Origin of the sequence: Streptococcus sp. VTCC 12905 (assembly GCF_049893385.1) — a bacterium.
Lineage (GTDB): Bacteria > Bacillota > Bacilli > Lactobacillales > Streptococcaceae > Streptococcus > Streptococcus suis_AA.
Window position 1 is genome coordinate 24,101 of record NZ_JBMVJC010000016.1, and the last position, 18,065, is coordinate 42,165.

The 18,065-nt window shown below is 39.0% G+C and carries 22 protein-coding genes and 2 pseudogenes; 18 read left to right on the forward strand and 6 right to left on the reverse strand.

The genetic code is table 11. From position 1 onward, the window contains the following. The first annotated feature begins 45 nt into the window (after nucleotides 1-45). The 7 genes from ACPC58_RS06855 to ACPC58_RS06885 all read left to right on the forward strand — a co-directional run bounded on the left by ACPC58_RS06855 (nucleotide 46) and on the right by ACPC58_RS06885 (nucleotide 6,084). Nucleotides 46-780 (forward strand): ABC transporter ATP-binding protein, encoded by a 735-nt coding sequence (locus ACPC58_RS06855; protein ID WP_434065599.1) that lies wholly within the window; start codon nucleotides 46-48, stop codon nucleotides 778-780. After that, complete coding sequence (locus ACPC58_RS06860; RefSeq protein WP_434065600.1) at nucleotides 777-1,817, forward strand: ABC transporter permease; 1,041 nt, start codon at nucleotides 777-779, stop codon at nucleotides 1,815-1,817. Before ACPC58_RS06855 ends, ACPC58_RS06860 begins: the two co-directional genes overlap by 4 nt. Nucleotides 1,818-1,866: 49 nt before the next feature. Then, entirely contained in the window at nucleotides 1,867-2,661 is a 795-nt protein-coding gene (ccrZ, locus tag ACPC58_RS06865; RefSeq protein WP_434065601.1) for a cell cycle regulator CcrZ, read from the forward strand. Continuing rightward, entirely contained in the window at nucleotides 2,658-3,296 is a 639-nt protein-coding gene (gene trmB / locus ACPC58_RS06870) for a tRNA (guanosine(46)-N7)-methyltransferase TrmB (RefSeq protein ID WP_434065602.1), read from the forward strand. The genes ccrZ and trmB overlap by 4 nt, the downstream gene beginning before the upstream one ends. A 202-nt stretch (nucleotides 3,297-3,498) precedes the next feature. Continuing rightward, nucleotides 3,499-3,687, forward strand: a complete 189-nt coding sequence (rpmB, locus tag ACPC58_RS06875; protein ID WP_001140948.1) for a 50S ribosomal protein L28 — start codon at nucleotides 3,499-3,501, stop codon at nucleotides 3,685-3,687. Nucleotides 3,688-3,989: 302 nt separating this feature from the next. Continuing rightward, nucleotides 3,990-4,844 (forward strand): helix-turn-helix domain-containing protein, encoded by an 855-nt coding sequence (locus ACPC58_RS06880; RefSeq protein WP_434065603.1) that lies wholly within the window; start codon nucleotides 3,990-3,992, stop codon nucleotides 4,842-4,844. Nucleotides 4,845-4,953: 109 nt separating this feature from the next. Beyond that, nucleotides 4,954-6,084, forward strand: a complete 1,131-nt coding sequence (locus tag ACPC58_RS06885) for an ABC transporter ATP-binding protein (protein ID WP_434065604.1) — start codon at nucleotides 4,954-4,956, stop codon at nucleotides 6,082-6,084. Between the two features lie 60 nt (nucleotides 6,085-6,144). Here the strand turns inward: ACPC58_RS06885 and ACPC58_RS06890 are convergent, their stop codons facing one another. Together ACPC58_RS06890 and ACPC58_RS06895 are read right to left on the reverse strand one after the other, a co-directional pair. Then, nucleotides 6,145-6,732, reverse strand: coding sequence for a cadmium resistance transporter (locus tag ACPC58_RS06890; protein WP_172036802.1), 588 nt, complete (start codon nucleotides 6,730-6,732; stop codon nucleotides 6,145-6,147). 257 nt (nucleotides 6,733-6,989) lie between these two features. Further along, complete coding sequence (locus tag ACPC58_RS06895; protein ID WP_434065605.1) at nucleotides 6,990-7,949, reverse strand: aromatic acid exporter family protein; 960 nt, start codon at nucleotides 7,947-7,949, stop codon at nucleotides 6,990-6,992. 154 nt (nucleotides 7,950-8,103) lie between these two features. On the opposite strand from ACPC58_RS06895, the gene ACPC58_RS06900 reads away from it, so the two are divergent. Next, nucleotides 8,104-10,095: a KUP/HAK/KT family potassium transporter gene (locus ACPC58_RS06900; protein ID WP_434065606.1), complete on the forward strand. Its 1,992-nt coding sequence runs from the start codon at nucleotides 8,104-8,106 to the stop codon at nucleotides 10,093-10,095. A gap of 22 nt (nucleotides 10,096-10,117) precedes the next feature. Here the strand turns inward: ACPC58_RS06900 and ACPC58_RS06905 are convergent, their stop codons facing one another. Further along, complete coding sequence (locus ACPC58_RS06905; RefSeq protein ID WP_434065607.1) at nucleotides 10,118-10,507, reverse strand: DUF1761 domain-containing protein; 390 nt, start codon at nucleotides 10,505-10,507, stop codon at nucleotides 10,118-10,120. 49 nt (nucleotides 10,508-10,556) lie between these two features. On the opposite strand from ACPC58_RS06905, the gene ACPC58_RS06910 reads away from it, so the two are divergent. The 7 genes from ACPC58_RS06910 (at nucleotide 10,557) to rpsI (ending at nucleotide 15,436) form a co-directional block, all read left to right on the forward strand. Beyond that, nucleotides 10,557-11,407, forward strand: a protein-coding gene (locus ACPC58_RS06910; RefSeq protein WP_434065608.1) for an IS630 family transposase whose coding sequence is annotated in 2 segments (ribosomal slippage) — nucleotides 10,557-10,860 and nucleotides 10,860-11,407 — 852 coding nt in all. Because the reading frame shifts where the segments join, the coding sequence is not laid out codon by codon here. A 132-nt stretch (nucleotides 11,408-11,539) separates the two neighbouring features. After that, complete coding sequence (gene rlmB / locus ACPC58_RS06915; RefSeq protein ID WP_217374236.1) at nucleotides 11,540-12,268, forward strand: 23S rRNA (guanosine(2251)-2'-O)-methyltransferase RlmB; 729 nt, start codon at nucleotides 11,540-11,542, stop codon at nucleotides 12,266-12,268. Next, nucleotides 12,269-12,790 (forward strand): NYN domain-containing protein, encoded by a 522-nt coding sequence (locus tag ACPC58_RS06920; RefSeq protein WP_277837458.1) that lies wholly within the window; start codon nucleotides 12,269-12,271, stop codon nucleotides 12,788-12,790. Next, entirely contained in the window at nucleotides 12,787-13,650 is an 864-nt protein-coding gene (locus tag ACPC58_RS06925) for a DegV family protein (RefSeq protein WP_434065609.1), read from the forward strand. The genes ACPC58_RS06920 and ACPC58_RS06925 overlap by 4 nt, the downstream gene beginning before the upstream one ends. Nucleotides 13,651-13,849: 199 nt before the next feature. Next, on the forward strand, nucleotides 13,850-14,347 hold the full coding sequence (locus tag ACPC58_RS06930; protein ID WP_434065614.1) for a GNAT family N-acetyltransferase: 498 nt from the start codon (nucleotides 13,850-13,852) through the stop codon (nucleotides 14,345-14,347). Nucleotides 14,348-14,577: 230 nt separating this feature from the next. Beyond that, nucleotides 14,578-15,024, forward strand: coding sequence for a 50S ribosomal protein L13 (gene rplM, locus ACPC58_RS06935; RefSeq protein ID WP_024391353.1), 447 nt, complete (start codon nucleotides 14,578-14,580; stop codon nucleotides 15,022-15,024). Nucleotides 15,025-15,043: 19 nt separating this feature from the next. Then, a complete protein-coding gene (gene rpsI, locus ACPC58_RS06940; protein ID WP_172036793.1) occupies nucleotides 15,044-15,436 on the forward strand; it encodes a 30S ribosomal protein S9 in 393 nt (130 codons plus the stop codon). Between the two features lie 106 nt (nucleotides 15,437-15,542). Here the strand turns inward: rpsI and ACPC58_RS06945 are convergent. Then, nucleotides 15,543-15,674, reverse strand: a pseudogene (locus tag ACPC58_RS06945) (site-specific integrase); the annotation flags it as partial. 58 nt (nucleotides 15,675-15,732) lie between these two features. Between ACPC58_RS06945 and ACPC58_RS06950 the strand changes: the two are divergent. Continuing rightward, nucleotides 15,733-16,164, forward strand: a pseudogene (locus ACPC58_RS06950) (ATP-binding protein); the annotation flags it as partial. A gap of 157 nt (nucleotides 16,165-16,321) precedes the next feature. Here the strand turns inward: ACPC58_RS06950 and ACPC58_RS06955 are convergent. Beyond that, entirely contained in the window at nucleotides 16,322-16,483 is a 162-nt protein-coding gene (locus tag ACPC58_RS06955; protein WP_434065610.1) for a hypothetical protein, read from the reverse strand. Between the two features lie 397 nt (nucleotides 16,484-16,880). Between ACPC58_RS06955 and ACPC58_RS06960 the strand changes: the two genes are divergently transcribed. Beyond that, nucleotides 16,881-17,330 carry a pyridoxamine 5'-phosphate oxidase family protein gene (locus ACPC58_RS06960; RefSeq protein WP_434065611.1) on the forward strand — a complete coding sequence of 150 codons (450 nt, stop codon included), beginning with the start codon at nucleotides 16,881-16,883 and terminating at the stop codon, nucleotides 17,328-17,330. 90 nt (nucleotides 17,331-17,420) lie between these two features. Continuing rightward, on the forward strand, nucleotides 17,421-17,762 hold the full coding sequence (locus ACPC58_RS06965; RefSeq protein WP_434065612.1) for a metal-sulfur cluster assembly factor: 342 nt from the start codon (nucleotides 17,421-17,423) through the stop codon (nucleotides 17,760-17,762). A gap of 50 nt (nucleotides 17,763-17,812) precedes the next feature. Here ACPC58_RS06965 and ACPC58_RS06970 read toward each other — a convergent pair. Next, on the reverse strand, nucleotides 17,813-18,065 hold a 253-nt coding region (locus ACPC58_RS06970; protein ID WP_434065613.1), incomplete at its 5' end, for an IS3 family transposase.

Sequence of the window (18,065 nt, forward strand, 5' to 3'; positions counted from 1 at the left end):
AGAATTTTTGATATAATAATTATATCAAATTATAGGAAGAAATGTATGTTAGAAGTAAAAAATATAACAGGAGGCTACATCAATATTCCCGTAGTGAAAGATGTATCTTTCACTGTTGAGAGCGGTCAGTTAGTTGGCTTAATTGGATTGAATGGTGCAGGGAAATCAACGACGATAAAGGAAATTATTGGCCTTTTGACTCCTTATCAGGGAGAAATTTTAATTGATGGGAAAAGTCTTGTACAGGATGCAGATAATTATCGGAAGAAAATTGGATTTATCCCTGAAACACCTAGCTTGTATGAGGAATTGACGCTTAAGGAACATTTAGAGGTAGTAGCTTTAGCCTATGATTTGACTTGGGATCAAGCCTGGAGTCGAGTTCAGGGGTTGTTAACGGTTTTTCGGTTGGATGAAAAATTGGACTGGTTCCCTGTTCATTTTTCTAAGGGAATGAAACAGAAAGTTATGATTATCTGTGCTTTCATGGTGGAACCGAGTTTGTTGATTGTTGACGAGCCGTTTTTAGGGCTGGATCCTGTAGCGATTTCGGACTTAGTAAACCTATTAGAAGAGGAGAAAGCTAAAGGAACTTCAATTCTGATGTCTACTCATGTTCTTGACTCGGCCGAGAAAATGTGTGATTCTTTTGTTATCTTACATCAAGGTCAGGTTCGTGCAACAGGGAATTTAGAGGAATTGCAACATGCCTTTAACATGAAAGGTGCAAGTCTCAACGAAATTTATCTGGCGTTGACACAAGAAGGAGTGGCCAGATGAAGGCAATGTTTCAACAACGCAGAAGGGACTTCCTAACTAAATGTTCCAAGTATTTGCGCTATGTATTGAATGACCATTTTGTGTTAGTGCTGATGGTATTTATCGGCTTTTTAAGCTTGCAATATCGGCAATTACTACTGAATTTTCCTGAAAACTCCCTGCCAATCTACTTGCTGCTTTTAGTGGTCAGTTTGTTGGTGTTATTTTCTGGGAAAATTGCCACTTATTTGGAAGAGGCAGATGAGATTTTCCTTTTACCAAAGGAAAAAGAAGTTCTACAAATTATCCATGTAGCAGCTAGACGGACTTATATCCTCTGGTCTGGAATTCAGGTGCTGGTACAAATGTTATTGGTTCCTATTTACTTAATACTGGGTTTAGCTGTTTGGATGATTGTTTGCTATATCCTTTTGCTGTTGGTGCTAAAATACATTCTAGTCAAGCACCAAATGGCACAATATCAGTCGCAGGGAGTGTTGGATTGGTCCAAAGCCATTCAGGATGAACAGAAGAGAAAACAGTCAATTTTACGTTTCTTTGCCCTGTTTACCACGGTGAAAGGAATTAGTGTACCTGTTAAACCGAGAACCTATCTAAATGGGATATTGCGCCTTGTGCATGATCAACAAACGTGGTTTTATCTGTACCTACGTGCTTTTATGAGGGCAGGGGATTACTTAGCCTTAGCATTGCGCTTGTTTTTGTTAGCCATCTTATCATTGGTTGCGATTGATGAATCATGGTTGTCAATTGGCTTGGTCCTCATTTTTCATTATTTACTCTTGTTTCAGTTGCTAGGGCTCTTCAGGCATTATGATTATCAATATTTGACTCAGTTATATCCGTTGGGAAAAGATGAAAAAAGGCGTGGTTTCCAAAAGGTTCTGCGTATTGTACTTTACGGATTTTTAGGAATCGAAGTGAGTTTAGCTCTGCTATTTTCTAAAGAGAGTATAATGGTGGTGCTATTGCTGTTGGTTGGGATTTTTTTGCACGAGGGATATTTACCAGCCAAATTAAAAAAATTGATTGACTAAATAGCTGAAAACTAGTAAAATAGTAAGGAATTTTTCAAGGAGGAATGGCATGCAGTTTGATACCAGTGGGCTACAATTACAGTCTATTGCAGGGAATAGTGGCAAGGCGTTCAAAGGCCAACGGTCAGACGGAACGCCAGTGTTTGTGAAGTATGAAATGCCTCCTATTGTTTCAGTTTTGGCACGGGAACAAATTACCCCACCGATTTTATCAGCAAATCGTGAGGCAGGTATGGGGCATAGGGTTGAGCAGGAGTGGCTGAATGGTAGGACGTTAGAACGTCAAGATATGGGAAGTAAACAGGTGCGTCAGATTCTGGTGCGCATGCACTATTCTCGTATTTTGTTGAATCAGGCTCTTCAGATGAATTATACTTATATGGAGCCACAGGATTTGGTACATCGTTGGCGAAAAGAAGCGCCAGCTCGATTGGCACAAAACACATATTTGCAATCGATTTGTCAAGATTTGTTAAATCATTTGCCTAATTTCCGTCAAGAAGTAGCTACTTTTGTCCATGGTGACTTACATCATACAAACTGGGTAGAAACAACGAGTGGATTAGTATACTTGACTGACTGGGAAACAGCTTGTTTGACGGACCGTATGTTAGATGTGGCTTATCTGTTAACGCATTATATTCCGCGTCATGAGTGGAAAGAATGGCTTAAAGCATATGGGTACAAATACAATCAAACCGTACTCAGTAAGATATATTGGTATGGTCAGCTTGGGTATTTAAACCAAATTGTGAAGCATGTTGAAAGTTACAACGTGCCGGCGGCAAACAAAGAAATATATGCTCTGCGTCAATTTCGTCAGAGTTTCAAGAAAGATATATGAGAGTTAGAAATCGAAAGGGAGCTAGTGAGCTCTTAGCAACCAATCCTCAGTTTGTTATTTCCAATCCGGAAGAATGTAAGGGGAAGTGGGCAGAAATTTTTGGGAATCATAACCCTATTCATATTGAAGTCGGGTCTGGAAAAGGTCGTTTTGTGACAGAAATGGCTGCACAAAATCCAAATGTGAACTATATTGGGATTGATATTCAGATGACCGTTCTAAGCTATGCCTTGGATCGAGTTCTGGAAGCAGATTTACCGAATATAAAGTTATTGCAAGTAGACGGTTCAAGTTTGACAAATTATTTTGCGCCAGCAGAGATTGATAGATTGTACTTAAATTTCTCGGATCCATGGCCGAAAAAACGTCACGAGAAACGTCGCTTGACCTATAAGACATTTTTGGACACCTATAAAGAAATCCTACCGGAACGCGGGGAAATTCATTTTAAAACGGATAACCGTGGACTGTTTGAATATAGCTTAGCTAGTTTTTCACAGTACGGTATGGTATTGAAGCAGGTTTGGTTAGACTTACATGCGGACGGCCTAGAAGGCAATATTATGACTGAGTATGAGGAAAAATTCTCAAATAAAGGTAAGGTCATTTACCGAGTTGAAGCTATATTTCAATAATCTGTTGTTTTAGAGTTGTCTTTAAATCTAGAAGTCTTATTGATTTTCAATAAAGTACTAGCTGATAAAAAGTCAATGTTGCCAGTAGCCAGGGTAAAATATTAAAAAAAATCCTTGCCAACTACTCTATTTTTTGGTAGACTAATATGGTATGTGGTGCTAGCACATCCGTAATATTTGATCAAATGAGGAGGAATATACAATGGCTAAAGTATGTTATTTTACTGGTCGTAAGACTGTATCTGGTAACAACCGTTCACACGCAATGAACCAAACTAAACGCGCAGTTAAACCAAATCTTCAAAAAGTTACTGTTTTGATTGATGGTAAACCTAAAAAAGTTTGGGCATCAGCTCGTGCACTTAAATCAGGTAAAGTTGAACGTGTATAATGTTAAAGAGCCGTAAGGCTTTTTTTTATTTCGTTTATCATGTTTTGACATAAGGAGATATAGGTTGAATCTTGACGTTGTGTTGCTTTTGAAGGATAATAGAGTTATATTCAATGAAAATCGAAAGTAGAAATAATGGCTTGTTGCCAATCGTTTTTTTTTAATGGTTAATGGTAGGGTTGTTTGCCGATTCCATTCATCAAAGACGCTTGGCAATGGTGCATTTTGATTTTTAAAGAGTTGGAATGGTGATGGAAAGTATGGGGAGCAATCCTTATCCAAAACAATAGAGAGGAAGTGCAATGGATAGAGACAGTGTATTAGCCTTTTTCCCACAGGGGAGATGGAACGAAAGAAACGAAAATGGAGATGATATTACCATTGATGTGCCAGGAATGGGCTATTTTTCTTTTGATAGGATGACATTGACTGAAAGGGAGAAACTGTTGATTGAGCTATTGCAGAATCAAGCAAACACATACGCTCGTTCTCCTTGGCAATCCTATTTTGAGAATGACGGCATTCGACCAACAAACTTTAGCCTATTGCAAGTTCTTCATGTACATATTTGGTCATCAATTGATCAGGAGGGGCAAACGGCTTGGTTGGATATGATGAAGCAACTATTACCAAATCTTCAAGCAAGCTATTCTCCGGAGTCCAACCATCATATTTTTATTTTAGACCAATCAACCTTGTTGGATGTTCGAGAAATTTTAGGGGATACGCTCGCCACTATGGAGTTTGATTTTGGACTTCGTATGACTATTTTTCTTGGTCAGTTGTGGCCTGAATGGCTAGAGTCACAGTGGCCACTGTTAATTCAAGCTGAGCAAGATTTGTTTAGAAAGTGGTGTGCTGGTCATCAACAATCCTTCCTCTTGACATTTAGCTATCTGTATTTGTGGAGCGGACAGTCTTACCTTCAGCTACAATCAGGATTGAGGCAGTTGATTTCAAACCAACAGATGGAAGCGATCATTGAGGCTCTTTGGGAAGAAGGGGCAGTGTTAACAAAAGCAGCTCAGAAACTCTATCTACACCGAAACACTTTGCAATATCGGCTTGATAAATGGCAGGAGATGACAGGTCTTCAATTGAAAGATTTAAATGATTTAGCTATTTGCCATCAGGCTATCTTGGGAATGAGTATTTAATCTTTTGTGCAAGTTGTACAAAAGATTTTTTTCTTTTTGTGCAACTTGACCTAGATTTTAAAAACGCTTTCATTTACAATAAAGCTATCAAAGAAAGTGAGGCTTGAACATGGTTCATCTTAATTTAAAAAACATTTATAAAAAATATCCAAATAGCGAACACTACTCAGTTGAAAACTTTAACTTAGATATAAAAGATAAAGAGTTCATCGTTTTTGTAGGTCCTTCAGGCTGTGGTAAATCAACTACTCTTCGTATGATTGCTGGTTTGGAAGATATCACAAAAGGTGAAATATACATCGACGGCGTATTGATGAACGACGTTGCTCCAAAAGACCGTGACATCGCTATGGTATTCCAAAACTATGCGCTTTATCCACATATGACTGTATTTGACAACATGGCTTTTGGTCTTAAATTGCGTAAATACAGCAAGGATGAAATCAAAAAACGTGTTGAAGAAGCAGCGCAAATCCTTGGCTTGACTGAATTCTTGCAACGCAAGCCTGCAGACCTTTCTGGCGGTCAACGTCAACGTGTTGCCATGGGTCGTGCTATCGTCCGTGATGCTAAAGTATTCTTGATGGACGAACCATTGTCAAACTTGGACGCGAAACTTCGTGTATCCATGCGAACTGAGATTGCTAAAATTCACCGCCGCATTGGTGCAACAACTATTTACGTAACGCACGACCAAACAGAAGCGATGACATTGGCAGACCGTATCGTAATCATGTCTGCTACGAAGAACGAAGCAGGTACAGGTACAATCGGTCGTATTGAACAAATCGGTAGCCCTGAAGAACTTTACAACCATCCAGTTAACAAGTTTGTTGCTAGCTTCATCGGTAGTCCTGCTATGAACTTCTTTACAATTACTCTTCAAGATGGTGTCCTTATCGGAGATGGTTTCAAACTAGGTCTTCCAGAAGGTCGTCGCAAACACTTGGAAGAAAAAGGCTACAATGGTAAGTCATTTACATTGGGTATCCGCCCAGAAGACATTAAAGCTTCTCAATTGGAATTAGATACTTATCCATCATCTATCGTAGAAGCTGAAGTTGTAGTATCTGAACTTCTTGGTGCAGAAACAATGTTGTATTCTAAAGTTGGAAATACAGAATTTGTATCTCGTGTAGATGCGCGTGATTACCACAAACCAGGTGAAAAAGTTCGTCTTGCTTTCAACCTCAATAAAGCACATTTCTTTAGTGATGAAACAGACCAAACAATCGTTTAAGCATGATTGATGGCATCAAAATACCCCGTCACTGACGGGGTATTTTTTAAATAAGACCACTTAATGAAAAAATGCGAGTAAATAATTTAGCGTGCCGAATTCGATCAAAATATAGACTCCTAAGAGAACAAACACTAATGGTAGAATGATACGCTCGTATTTTTCAAGAAATTCAGAGATAGGAGAGAGGCTGCCAAAAGCATCTGCGATGAAGCAAATAACGGTTGTCCCCAACAAAATGATGACAGCTGTTACGATAAATTCTGGCATTGTTAAGGTTGTGAAATAGGGCGAGAAAATTCCTAAATTATCAGCGCCAGATGCTAATGAAAGGAGTAAAACTGATAGGACTCCTATTGTTTTGTCTGAGATTTGAACGTCTTCTTCAGATTCAAATAGAATGCGAACTCCCAAAAAAATCGGGAAGATTCCAAGTAAGCCAATCATCCACTCAGAAGGTAGTAAATTGGCGAATTGACTGATGATAAAGCTAGACACTATCAAGATAAAAGATGCAAGTAATTGCCCCAGATAGATGTGTTGTTTATCACCTCTATTTTTAACTTTTGAAAAGAGGAGTATTAAAAGAAGCAAGTAGTCAATACTTGTTGAAATACTAAGAATAATTGCAGATATAAATAATATCATGGTTCCTCCGATTTAAAATTGTTGGCTGAATTTACTTTAAAATCTGTATTCACACGTAAAGTGCTTTTATGCAATAGCTATTTAATCGCAATAAAGGCAACTTATTGAGAAATTACTGACTGTATTTTGTAAAAATATGAGTAGGTGAAAACAAGTCTTAGATTGAGGTGTTAAATGGTCAATCTAGGTTCTAAACACAGAGGCACATTAATTTTGATAAGTAAAAGTAAAACATAGTAGATCTTTCAATGATTAGGTCATTTATTTTCTGAATAAGCTTGGTAAAAATCGACTTTGAGTTGGATAAAATGCTCCATATCGTGCAGGAGTTGGAAAAGGGTAGCTCTGGTTTCAAACTCTTCTCGAGTTTGAGGTAGAGGTCGCTCTCTGAAGGTTGCATGGAATAATTCAATATCCAATAACAATTCTTTTGCTGAATTCTCTTCGCTGAGTTGTTGGGCTGTTCGCTCAAAGAGGCTGGCTAGGATGATGTTCTCTCGGGTTTCCAGTAAACACTTATTGATATTGGTTGCCATGGTCCGTAATATTTTGTTTTGTGCAGCCCGCATTTCAAAATAATGGACTTGATAATTTGTTTGTTGAAAGACTTGGTTGTGGCGTTCTAAATAGACAATCTTTAGTGCATCGTCCAGCATGTGATCGAGTTCGTTGATGAGGGTTGCATCATTCCTACCGTCCCCTTCGATTAAAAACTGTTCAAAGCGTAGGAGAATCTGTTTCAACTTGTCTTCAACTCTTTCGTGATATTCCTCAATCATGCGTTCTTGAGAAGGCATATAGAGATTTGAAATTAAGGCTGTCAAGGCTCCAATCAGAAACAAGCCCATCTCATTGCTCAAGAGGGAAATGGATAGGTTTTCCTCAAGCATTAAGTGAGTGACCAGGACTGTAGCGGGTGCGATTCCTGCCTCCCACCGAAAATGGTAAGCAAGAGGAACATAGAAGACTAAGTAGACACCTAAAGTCCAAATCCCGAAACCTAGCAAGTAAAAAGTTATCGTTGCGATAGATAAGGCAAGTAGAGTGGAATAGAAGCGATTAAGAGCCATTTTATAACTGGATTTTCGAGTATCCAAAATACTTAAAATTGCAATAATTCCGGCAGAAGTTGCGTATGATAATCCCAGCCAATCTGCCAGATAAATTGACAGAACAGTTGCTAGAATAAGTTTTATTGTTCTGTGTAAGAGAGGCATATTCGACTTCTTTCTAATTGATAAAAATATTGTAACATAAAGTAAAACGTTAGTGAAAAAATTCGAGTTATTAAAAAGTTTTCATTTTTAAAATGAGATGTTGCTATTTTGTTCTATCGGTGCTATACTGTGGTGATGTAAGGAGAAGTGAAAAATGACTGAGAAAGATAGTTTAAGCTTTGAACGTGGTAGTAAGGCTGGTTTTCTTATTGCTCTCGGGGTGGTTTATGGAGATATTGGTACAAGTCCACTTTATACCATGCAAGCTCTTGTTAGAGGCCAAGGAGGAATTGGGGCTGTTAATAAGGAATTTATTCTGGGTTCTATCTCCTTAATTATTTGGACTTTAACTATAATTACGACAATTAAGTATGTATTGATTGCGTTGAAGGCGGATAATGATCATGAGGGGGGGATTTTTTCCTTATATACCCTTGTTAGAAAAAGAGCCAAATGGCTCATCATTCCTGCTATGATTGGTGGCTCAACTTTGCTAGCAGATGGGGCGTTGACGCCAGCTGTAACAGTCACTTCTGCTATAGAAGGTTTACGAAGTGTTCCGTTGTTGGAAACCTTTTATCAAGATGAATCAATCGTTATTGCAACGAGTTTAGCGATTTTGACAGTATTGTTTAGTATTCAACGATTTGGAACAGGCTTTGTTGGTAATGTATTTGGTCCAGTCATGTTTATCTGGTTCTTATTTTTAGGACTTGTCGGTTTAACAAATACTATCACTTATCCAGAAGTTTTTAAGGCATTCAATCCTCTTTATGCGATTTCCTTATTGATGAGTCCTGAAAATAAGGAAGGTATTTTCATACTGGGTTCGGTATTTCTTGCTACTACCGGTGCGGAGGCGCTTTATTCAGATTTGGGGCATGTTGGTAGGGGAAATATTTATGTTAGTTGGCCATTTGTAAAAGTATCCATTTTGCTATCTTACTTCGGACAAGGTGCATGGATTTTGTCACATCAAACAGAGGCAATTACTTTAAACCCATTTTTCGCGAGTGTTCCCCAAGGATTAAGCATGATTGCTGTGATTTTAGCAACTCTTGCTGCAATCATTGCATCACAAGCGCTCATTTCAGGCTCTTTTACACTCGTTTCAGAAGCAATGCGCTTAAAATTGTTCCCTAGATTACGTATTACTTATCCTGGTGCTAGTTTAGGTCAGTTATATATTCCAAGGTTAAATTGGCTTCTTTGGATGACGACCTCCACAATTGTTCTCTATTTTAAGAGTGCAGAAAAAATGGAAGCAGCTTATGGTTTGGCGATTACTGTGACCATGTTAATGACTTCTATTCTATTGACTGAGTTTGTGATACAATCGGGCATCAAACCCTGGCAAGCCTATCTGGGTCTGGCATTCTTTTTATTGATAGAGGGAATGTTCTTCTTATCATCGGTCATTAAATTTGTCCATGGTGGTTATGTGGTTGTTATTATCTCTCTATTCATTTTATTTGTCATGTTTGTTTGGCATAAAAGCAATCAAATATTATCTCATTATACAAAATTGCTCCCATTGTCTAAGTATATGGGGCAATTACAAGCCTTATCTCAAGACAAAAGTATCCCCCTTTATGCAAGTAATTTGGTTTATCTCAGTAGGCATCTACAGGGACATTTCATCGATCACTCGATTCTCTACTCAATTTTGGAGAAAAAACCAAAGCGGGCTAATCAATACTGGTTTGTGCGTGTTCATGTAACAGACCAACCCTACACAAAAGAGTACTCAGTTGACACCCTGGATACAAACTTCTTGATTAAGGTAGATCTTTATTTAGGGTTTAGAATGAGACAGGACGTCTCTCGATACTTAAGAACCATTGTGGGTGACTTAATGAAACAGGGAAGAATACTCAAACAGAAACAGGTATATAGTTTACAAGATGAGAAAGAAATTGGAGATTTTCGTTTTGTTATCATAGAAGAGACCATGGCCAATTCATCTGAATTGAATACATTTGATCGATTTATTCTGGGGATGAGAGCATTCATTAAACGTTATACAGCTTCTCCTGCCCGCTGGTTTGGTTTACAATTCTCAGAAGTAACTGTAGAGCGGATTCCCATTATTTTGTCAGATGTTCGACCGTTGCCGATTGAAGAAAGAAAGCAAAAAGTTCTCTGAAATTTTCAGAGAACTTTTTAATTTATGCAAATAAAGCAATAATTCCTACTACCAAGTAGCAGACCAATTTGTAGCTTTCATTGATAAGGATAAGCTTGATTGGACGTTGCTCAAAAACATAGTTTTTTAATGAAGCAAGTACAGCAATTACCCCCATGCCACCAGCCGCATGTAGTGGTGAAACATCAAGAGTTTTGATAAAGAAAATTGCAACAACGGCTGTAACAACTTCAATTGCTAAAGAAATCATCATTTCTTTTTGACCGTTTTTACCAGCTTGACGGTCAGCTTCAACCTTTGCCATATCAATGCCAGAGGCTTCAATCCAGGCATCGCGGAAAATCAAGTCGTACCATAAGCCGCCAATGGCAAAAGTAATCAGGCCTGCCAGAATTCCAAATAGTAGTGTCATAATATAATAAAATGAAACAAAAACAGTACATTTGTGGTATAATATACTTATGGCATATTCATTTGATTTTCGTAAAAAAGTTCTCGCATACTGTGAGAAAACCGGCAGTATTACTGAAGCATCTGTTGTTTTCGATATTTCCCGCAACACCATCTATCAATGGCTAAAATTAATGGAGAGTACAGGCGAGCTTCATCACCAAGTTAAGGGAACCAAACCGAGAAAAGTTGATAGAGAAAAATTAAAGAACTATCTTGAAGCTCATCCAGATGCTTTTTTGACTGAAATAGCTTCTGAATTTGGCTGTCATCCAACAGCTATTCATTACGCTCTCAAAGCTATGGGATATACTCGAAAAAAAAGAGCTGTACCTACTATGAACAAGACCCTGAGAAAGTAAATCAGTTTCTTAAAGAATTTAATAACTTAAGTCACCTGACACATGTTTATATTGACGAAACAGGGTTTGAGACATATTTTCATCGAGAATATGGTCGATCTTTGAAAGGTCAGTTAATCACAGGTCAAATCTCTGGAAGAAGATTCCAGCGGATATCTTTAGTTGCAGGTCTAATAAACGGTGAGATTATAGCCCCAATGACCTACAAAGAAACCATGACTAGTGACTTTTTCGAAGCTTGGTTTAAAACATTCTTACTACCCACTTTAGATAAACCATCTGTTATCATTATGGATAATGCAAGGTTTCATAGGATGAATAAGCTAAAAGAGTTATGCAAGGAGCAGGGTGATAGACTTTTACCACTTCCTCCTTACTCACCTGAGTATAATCCCATTGAGAAAACATGGGCTCAAATTAAAAAACACCTCAGAAAAGTATTGCCAAATTGTGATACTTTTCTTGAGGCACTTCTGTCCTGCTCTTGTTTCAATAGATAATATCTCCTTTTCTTCCGATTGTACGGACGAATAACATGATGAAGAATAACATGGTTTTAAGAATGAGTCAAGGGTTATCGGCTATTACAAAGAGAAACTCCTTTTTTAGAAAACCTATGCTATAATACTCTTATGGAACAAAATGATATCGTATATGGCGTACATGCTGTAGTGGAGAGTTTGGAGGCCAACACTGGTAACAAGCTCTACATTCAGGATGATTTGCGCGGAAAAAATGTAGAAAAAATCAAGGCACTGGCAGCAGAGAAGAAGGTGTCGATTTCTTGGACGCCGAAGAAGAGCCTGTCTGACATGACGGAAGGTGCCGTTCACCAAGGCTTTGTCCTACGAGTCTCTGAGTTTGCCTATGCGGACCTATCGGTGATTTTGGAAAAAGCGGAAGCAGAAGATAATCCTCTCATTCTCATCTTGGATGGTCTGACAGATCCTCACAACTTGGGCTCGATTTTGCGGACCGCAGATGCGACTCAGGTAGCGGGCATCATCATTCCCAAGCACCGAGCAGTTGGCGTGACGCCCGTTGTGGCAAAGACCTCAACAGGTGCGGTGGCTCATGTCCCAATCGCCCGAGTGACTAATCTTAGCCAAACCCTTGATAAGCTTAAGGAGGCTGGTTTCTGGGTATTTGGTACTGATATGAACGGAACCCCAAGTCACAAGTGGAATACAGCTGGCAAGCTAGTACTTATTATTGGCAACGAAGGTAAAGGGATTTCCAGTAATATCAAAAAGCAGGTGGATGAGATGGTTACGATTCCTATGAAGGGCCATGTCCAATCCCTCAACGCCAGCGTAGCAGCTGCTGTGCTGATGTACGAAGTATTTCGGAAGAAACTATAGATGAAAGAAAAGATTCTGCTTGTTGATGGTTATAATATGATTGCTTTTTGGAGATCAACTAAACAAGATTTCAAAAAAGGTCATTTAGATGCCGCAAGGACTACCTTGCTTCGCATTCTTTCCCACTATGCTTCATTTGAGAATATAGACATCATTTGCGTTTTTGATGCTCATCATGTTCCCGGAAGTCGTCAGCATTATGATGAATTTAATGTTCAAGTTGTGTTTACTGAAGAGGAAGAAACGGCAGATAGCTATATTGAACGCTTGAGTGCAGAGTTAAATAGTAATCCTCGCAAACAGGTTTCGGTAGCAACGAGTGATTTGAATGAGCAATGGGTTGTTTTTTCACAGGGAGCCTTACGAGTATCTGCGCGTGAGCTAGAAGAACGGACAAATGTAATCAAAAAGGATTTGGATAAATTTGTGGATCAAGTTGAATTGTACACCCCACGTCTGAATCCCTGGTCAGATCAGCAGTTTAAAGCCTTAAAAGAAATGCTGGAGGATATGACTGAGTGAGTTTTAAAATAGTAACCGATTCTACCTCGGATTTGCCAAAAGGATGGGTGGAAGAACATGGGGTTGATGTACTAGGTTTAACCATCAATTTAGATGGTCAAACTTATGAGACTGTAGGGGACAATCGCCTTACTAGTGCTACATTGCTAGAGAAGATGGAAAGTGGTAGCCAGCCGATGACCAGTCAAGTAAATGTCGGTCAGTTTGAAGAAGTTTTTGAAGTGGCAGCCAAGGAAGGTCAAGAGGTGTTTTATCTCGCTTTCTCAACAGCTCTTTCAGGGACCTATCAGAGTGCAGTCATTGCACGCGACATGGTCTTGGATCAATACCCGGAAGCAGTGATTTCCATTATTGATACGAAGGCGGCGACCATTGGTGAAGGCTATCTGGTTATGAAGGCCGTTGAGGCGCATGCTGCGGGTAAAACATTGGTGGAGACCATGGCAATCGTAGAAGATTTGGTGCCACGCTTGCAGACCTATCTCTTAGTTGATGATTTACAACACTTAGTGCGCGGTGGCCGTCTGTCCAAAGCTGCAGGTTTAATCGGTGGTTTAGTGAATATCAAGCCCCTTATTTCGCTCAATGCTGATGGAAAACTAGAATCAATAGCTAAAATCCGTGGTCGTAAAAAAGGAATCAAGGAAATGTTGAACCTGACCTTGGATAACTTGGATCATTCTACAATTATGGTTGCTTATACGGGTGACATTGAGGCGGCAGAGGGCGTCAAATCTAGTTTATTGGAAGACGACCGTGTTTCTGATGTTCTATTGACAGAATTAGGACCAGTTATTGCCACTCATACAGGGACAGGAGTCTTAGCGATTTTATCAATTGGGACAAAAACGAGAGCATAGATTCTAAGGGAAATTTCTTGCAAAGATGTATTCCTTTTTGTGTGGCAGTGACCTATTGCAGAATAGGATAATCAAAAGGAATTAAGATGTCACTAATCATCAGAAGAGAAGAAGAAAAGGAGCATCGGGCGGTTGAAGAACTGACGCGTGAGGCCTTTTGGAACGTTTATCACCCAGGCGCGCTACTGAGCACCTGATTGTGCATCAATTATGGAACAAAAAACACGTCATAAAAGACCTCAATCTTGTCGCGGAAGCCGACGGTCAATTGGTGGGGCATATCCTCTATGTGGCGTCGGAGATCACGGCAGACGGCATTCGCCTGCCTAGTCTGACCTTTGGTCCCTTAAGCATCTCGCCAGAGCATCGGGGCCGCGGTTGCGGTCAGTGTCTGTTAGAACATTCGCTGGCTTTGGCGGAAAATAGCGGAGCAGTCTTGGTGGCCATTACAGGCTTTCCTGATTACTACAGTCGATTTGGTTTTGTCAAAGGTAAGGAGGTTGGTGTTCGCTATCAGGCGGACCCAGAAGCCGATCATTTCTTGGTTAAGTTATTTCGGCCAGAAGCTTTGGACGATCGAGACTGGTGGTTTACAGACCCTGCAGGTTATGAGGTGAACGAAGCTGAATTGCAAGTATTTGATCAAATTTTTTCAGCTAAGGAAAAATTGGTACTTCCAGGTCAATTAGGGGAGTAGAACGACTGTTTGCTTTGGAAAATTCATTTGCAATCGCTCACATGATTCAAAGCTCTGCTATTTGTAAAAAAATAAAAAAAGTAAAGTAAAATAACTTGACGAGAACCACCATATTTGATAGAATGGTAGACGGTATTGTTTACCCCATTTGAAAGGCCCCGGAACCTTCCAAATACCCGCGGAACGGAACATCCGCTTAGTAAACAAAAACGATTCGTATAGGAGAAATCATGAACAAAACAACATTTATGGCTAAACCAGGCCAAGTTGAACGTAAATGGTATGTAGTAGACGCTACTGATGTACCTCTTGGACGCCTTTCAGCAGTAGTTGCTAGCGTTCTTCGTGGTAAAAACAAACCAACTTTCACACCTCACACTGATACTGGTGACTTTGTTATCGTCATCAACGCTGAGAAAGTGAAATTGACTGGTAAAAAAGCAACTGATAAAGTGTACTACACTCACTCATTGCACCCAGGTGGTTTGAAATCAATCACAGCTGGTGAATTGCGTTCTAAAAACGCTGTTCGTTTGATTGAAAAATCAGTTAAAGGTATGCTTCCACATAACACACTTGGTCGTGCCCAAGGCATGAAATTGAAAGTGTTTGTGGGTAGCGAGCACACTCACGCTGCACAACAACCAGAAGTACTTGATATTTCAGGTCTTATCTAAGGGAAAGGACGTAATCTAAATGGCACAAGCACAATACACAGGTACTGGTCGTCGTAAAAACGCGGTTGCACGCGTACGTTTGGTCCCAGGTACTGGTAAAATCACAGTAAACAAAAAAGATGTAGAAGAGTACATCCCATTCGCTGACCTTCGTTTGGTTATTAACCAACCATTCGCAGTAACTTCAACACAAGGTTCATACGACGTTTTCGTTAACGTGAACGGTGGTGGTTACGGTGGTCAATCAGGTGCGATCCGTCACGGTATCGCGCGTGCATTGCTTCAAGTAGACCCAGACTTCCGCGATTCATTGAAACGCGCAGGCCTTCTTACACGTGACGCTCGTATGGTTGAACGTAAGAAACCAGGTCTTAAGAAAGCTCGTAAAGCTTCACAATTCTCAAAACGTTAATTATCCGCGATATATCAACGTTTCAAGACATTCAAGAGTTCTCTCTTGGGTGTCTTTTTTTGTTCAAAAATCAAAAGTTTCCCTGAAAATTTCCCTGAAATTTCCCTCAACGTTTTTTGATAATTCGAAATGCTGTTTCTCCAGCAGTTTGTTTAAGTGTGTTTTTGGTATTGATATAGACCTTAGTGATGGATTGGTCACTATGTGTCAGAGCTTCTGAAATGGCTTCTAAGCTCATCATCAAAGAGATTGATTTTAAATTTTTGGCAAATGGTCAATGAAAATGCTTTGACTGCTTTTCACGAAACCCTCGCATTGCCCGAATCTTGACAGAGTTGGGTTGGGTACGTGAGATGAATGAAGGTGTTAAACGTATCTACTCGGAGATGGAATCTGCCTTTCTTCATGAACCTAAATTCTCAGAACCTGGGAATAAGGTTGTCCTGACGCTTGAGAACAACATTGTCAGCCGACATCTCCGTACAAGAGACAGCTTGGAAAAACAGTTCTCTGATTTTGGTGAATTAACAGCAGATGAGCAACTGATTGTCCACTATATGTATAATTCAGGCGAGAGAATGACAACGGCAAAAGCCATTGAGCTTACAGGCCGGAGTCGATCATTTGTTGTTAAAATGTTACATAAACTTCGTGATTTAGAAATCATTACTTGGTTTGGTTCAAGTAAAAACGACCGCAATCAATATTATCTTTTAGTTGATAAATGATTGCAGTCAGGATACTTATTAGTAATAAGAATACAGTAGAATACAGTAGAATATAGAAAAGTGTCTATTAACAATCAGGTCGATAACCACTTTTTTTATTATAGACTTCATTTCAAAAATTAGTTGTTAATATGTCAAATTTGTTTAGATAGGGATTTCAAATATCTATCAATTCTTTCAATAATTCTTCGTATTTATTCTTGGCTTTTTCCAATTCTTTGTCAAAGTTAATTGTTGCCCCATCTTTGAGAATGCTAGTTTCTATACTCAATCCTTCTTTACTAACTTCTGTAATACTGATATTTAGTGGAGAATTCATTGGATACGTCTCCCATTTTGTTAAATATAGTTTTTCTGATAAGTACAAATAATACAAGTGACTAACTTTTTTGACTAACTTTTTAGAAAGTTATCTATCCATCTCAGTTTGTGAAATCTGGCTATTTTACAAATATTAATTACAGAAGTTTTTTATCTAGTTACTCAATGTATTATTCGAAGTGCTAGGTATAAGCAAGTTTATACCTTATTGACACAAAGGTTCATTTAGCCCTCCCTTTTTATCTTTATACTCATAGGAAGCTACCTTCTTAAATGGTTCTGTCAGTAGGGAGTTGTTCATGAAACACTTTCACCATTTCTATCAATATTCCACTTAACATTTTCGCTTGTTTTTGATATACTTTAGAAAATAGGTGTTTTCAAGGGGTGATACCATGGAACTAAAAGATATTATGCATATTTTGGAAGATATGAAGGTTGGGGTTTTTGCTACTCTGGATGAGTATGGAAATCCACATGCTCGTCATGCTCATATCACTGCAGCAAACGAAGAAGGGATTTTCTTTATGACAAGCCCAGAAACGCATTTCTATGATCAATTGATGGGGGATCAAAGAGTTGCGATGACGGCTATTTCTGAGGAAGGGTACCTTATCCAGGTAGTGCGTGTAGAAGGGACTGCCAGACCTGTGGAGAACGACTATCTAAAGACAGTTTTTGCGGATAATCCTTATTATCAACATATCTATAAAGATGAGTCTAGTGATACAATGCAAGTATTTCAGATTAATGCTGGTCATGGCTTCTATCATAGCTTGACTCAAGGTCATAAGTATATCTTTTCTATTGGTCAAGGCGAGCATTCAGAGGTTCGTGCACTTTGAAAACTAGATGAAAACATTTGATAAGACAAGTATATTTCAAATAATTATGATACAATACTTTTTATAAATGTTTTAGGAGTGTTTGGATAAATGAGAGAAGATATTCAAGTCAATGAGCGAGCCCTTGTTTTGTCAGATCAATTGGTGGAGGTGTTGGAAACCATTTACGATCCCGAGATTGAGTTGGATATATACAATTTAGGACTTGTCTATGAAATTCATCTAGATGAAACCGGGTTTTGTAAAGTAGTGATGACCTTTACTGATGCAGGTTGCTCATGTGCAGATACGATGCCTGGTGAGCTAGTAGCAGCTTTAAAGACTATTGACGGAATAGAAGATGCTCAAGTCGAGATTGTTTGGTCTCCCGCTTGGAAAATGACAAGAATTAGTCGCTTAGGTCGAATTACTCTGGGGATAAGCCCAAAATAAAAGAGTTGCAGTTTTATTTGTACTGACCCCAAAAAGTTAGACAAAAAATATTAGTGAAAGGATTTAGTTCTGTACTGAACAGGACTAAGTCCTTTTAGTTTTGCTTTAATGCGTTTATTGTTGTAGTAAAAAATATAATCAGTGATAGCTTGCTCTAGTTGGTCCAGTGACTTGAAATTCTTCTCAAATCCGTAAAACATTTCTGTTTTCAAAATGCCAAAGAAGGACTCCATCATGCCATTATCCGTGCTAGTTCCCTTGCGAGACATGGACGGACGTATGCCTTTACTGGCAAGAAAACGA

Coding starts and splice junctions, on each gene's coding strand:
- ccrZ (WP_434065601.1), top strand. CDS start 1,867: ATGCAGTTTGATACCAGTGGGCTACAATTACAGTCTATTGCAGGGAAT.
- ACPC58_RS06900 (WP_434065606.1), top strand. CDS start 8,104: ATGACTGAGAAAGATAGTTTAAGCTTTGAACGTGGTAGTAAGGCTGGT.
- ACPC58_RS06880 (WP_434065603.1), top strand. CDS start 3,990: ATGGATAGAGACAGTGTATTAGCCTTTTTCCCACAGGGGAGATGGAAC.
- ACPC58_RS06955 (WP_434065610.1), bottom strand. CDS start 16,483: ATGAATTCTCCACTAAATATCAGTATTACAGAAGTTAGTAAAGAAGGA.
- ACPC58_RS06860 (WP_434065600.1), top strand. CDS start 777: ATGAAGGCAATGTTTCAACAACGCAGAAGGGACTTCCTAACTAAATGT.
- ACPC58_RS06965 (WP_434065612.1), top strand. CDS start 17,421: ATGAGAGAAGATATTCAAGTCAATGAGCGAGCCCTTGTTTTGTCAGAT.
- rplM (WP_024391353.1), top strand. CDS start 14,578: ATGAACAAAACAACATTTATGGCTAAACCAGGCCAAGTTGAACGTAAA.
- ACPC58_RS06920 (WP_277837458.1), top strand. CDS start 12,269: ATGAAAGAAAAGATTCTGCTTGTTGATGGTTATAATATGATTGCTTTT.
- ACPC58_RS06905 (WP_434065607.1), bottom strand. CDS start 10,507: ATGACACTACTATTTGGAATTCTGGCAGGCCTGATTACTTTTGCCATT.
- rlmB (WP_217374236.1), top strand. CDS start 11,540: ATGGAACAAAATGATATCGTATATGGCGTACATGCTGTAGTGGAGAGT.
- ACPC58_RS06960 (WP_434065611.1), top strand. CDS start 16,881: ATGGAACTAAAAGATATTATGCATATTTTGGAAGATATGAAGGTTGGG.
- ACPC58_RS06885 (WP_434065604.1), top strand. CDS start 4,954: ATGGTTCATCTTAATTTAAAAAACATTTATAAAAAATATCCAAATAGC.
- ACPC58_RS06855 (WP_434065599.1), top strand. CDS start 46: ATGTTAGAAGTAAAAAATATAACAGGAGGCTACATCAATATTCCCGTA.
- ACPC58_RS06890 (WP_172036802.1), bottom strand. CDS start 6,732: ATGATATTATTTATATCTGCAATTATTCTTAGTATTTCAACAAGTATT.
- ACPC58_RS06895 (WP_434065605.1), bottom strand. CDS start 7,949: ATGCCTCTCTTACACAGAACAATAAAACTTATTCTAGCAACTGTTCTG.
- trmB (WP_434065602.1), top strand. CDS start 2,658: ATGAGAGTTAGAAATCGAAAGGGAGCTAGTGAGCTCTTAGCAACCAAT.
- rpmB (WP_001140948.1), top strand. CDS start 3,499: ATGGCTAAAGTATGTTATTTTACTGGTCGTAAGACTGTATCTGGTAAC.
- rpsI (WP_172036793.1), top strand. CDS start 15,044: ATGGCACAAGCACAATACACAGGTACTGGTCGTCGTAAAAACGCGGTT.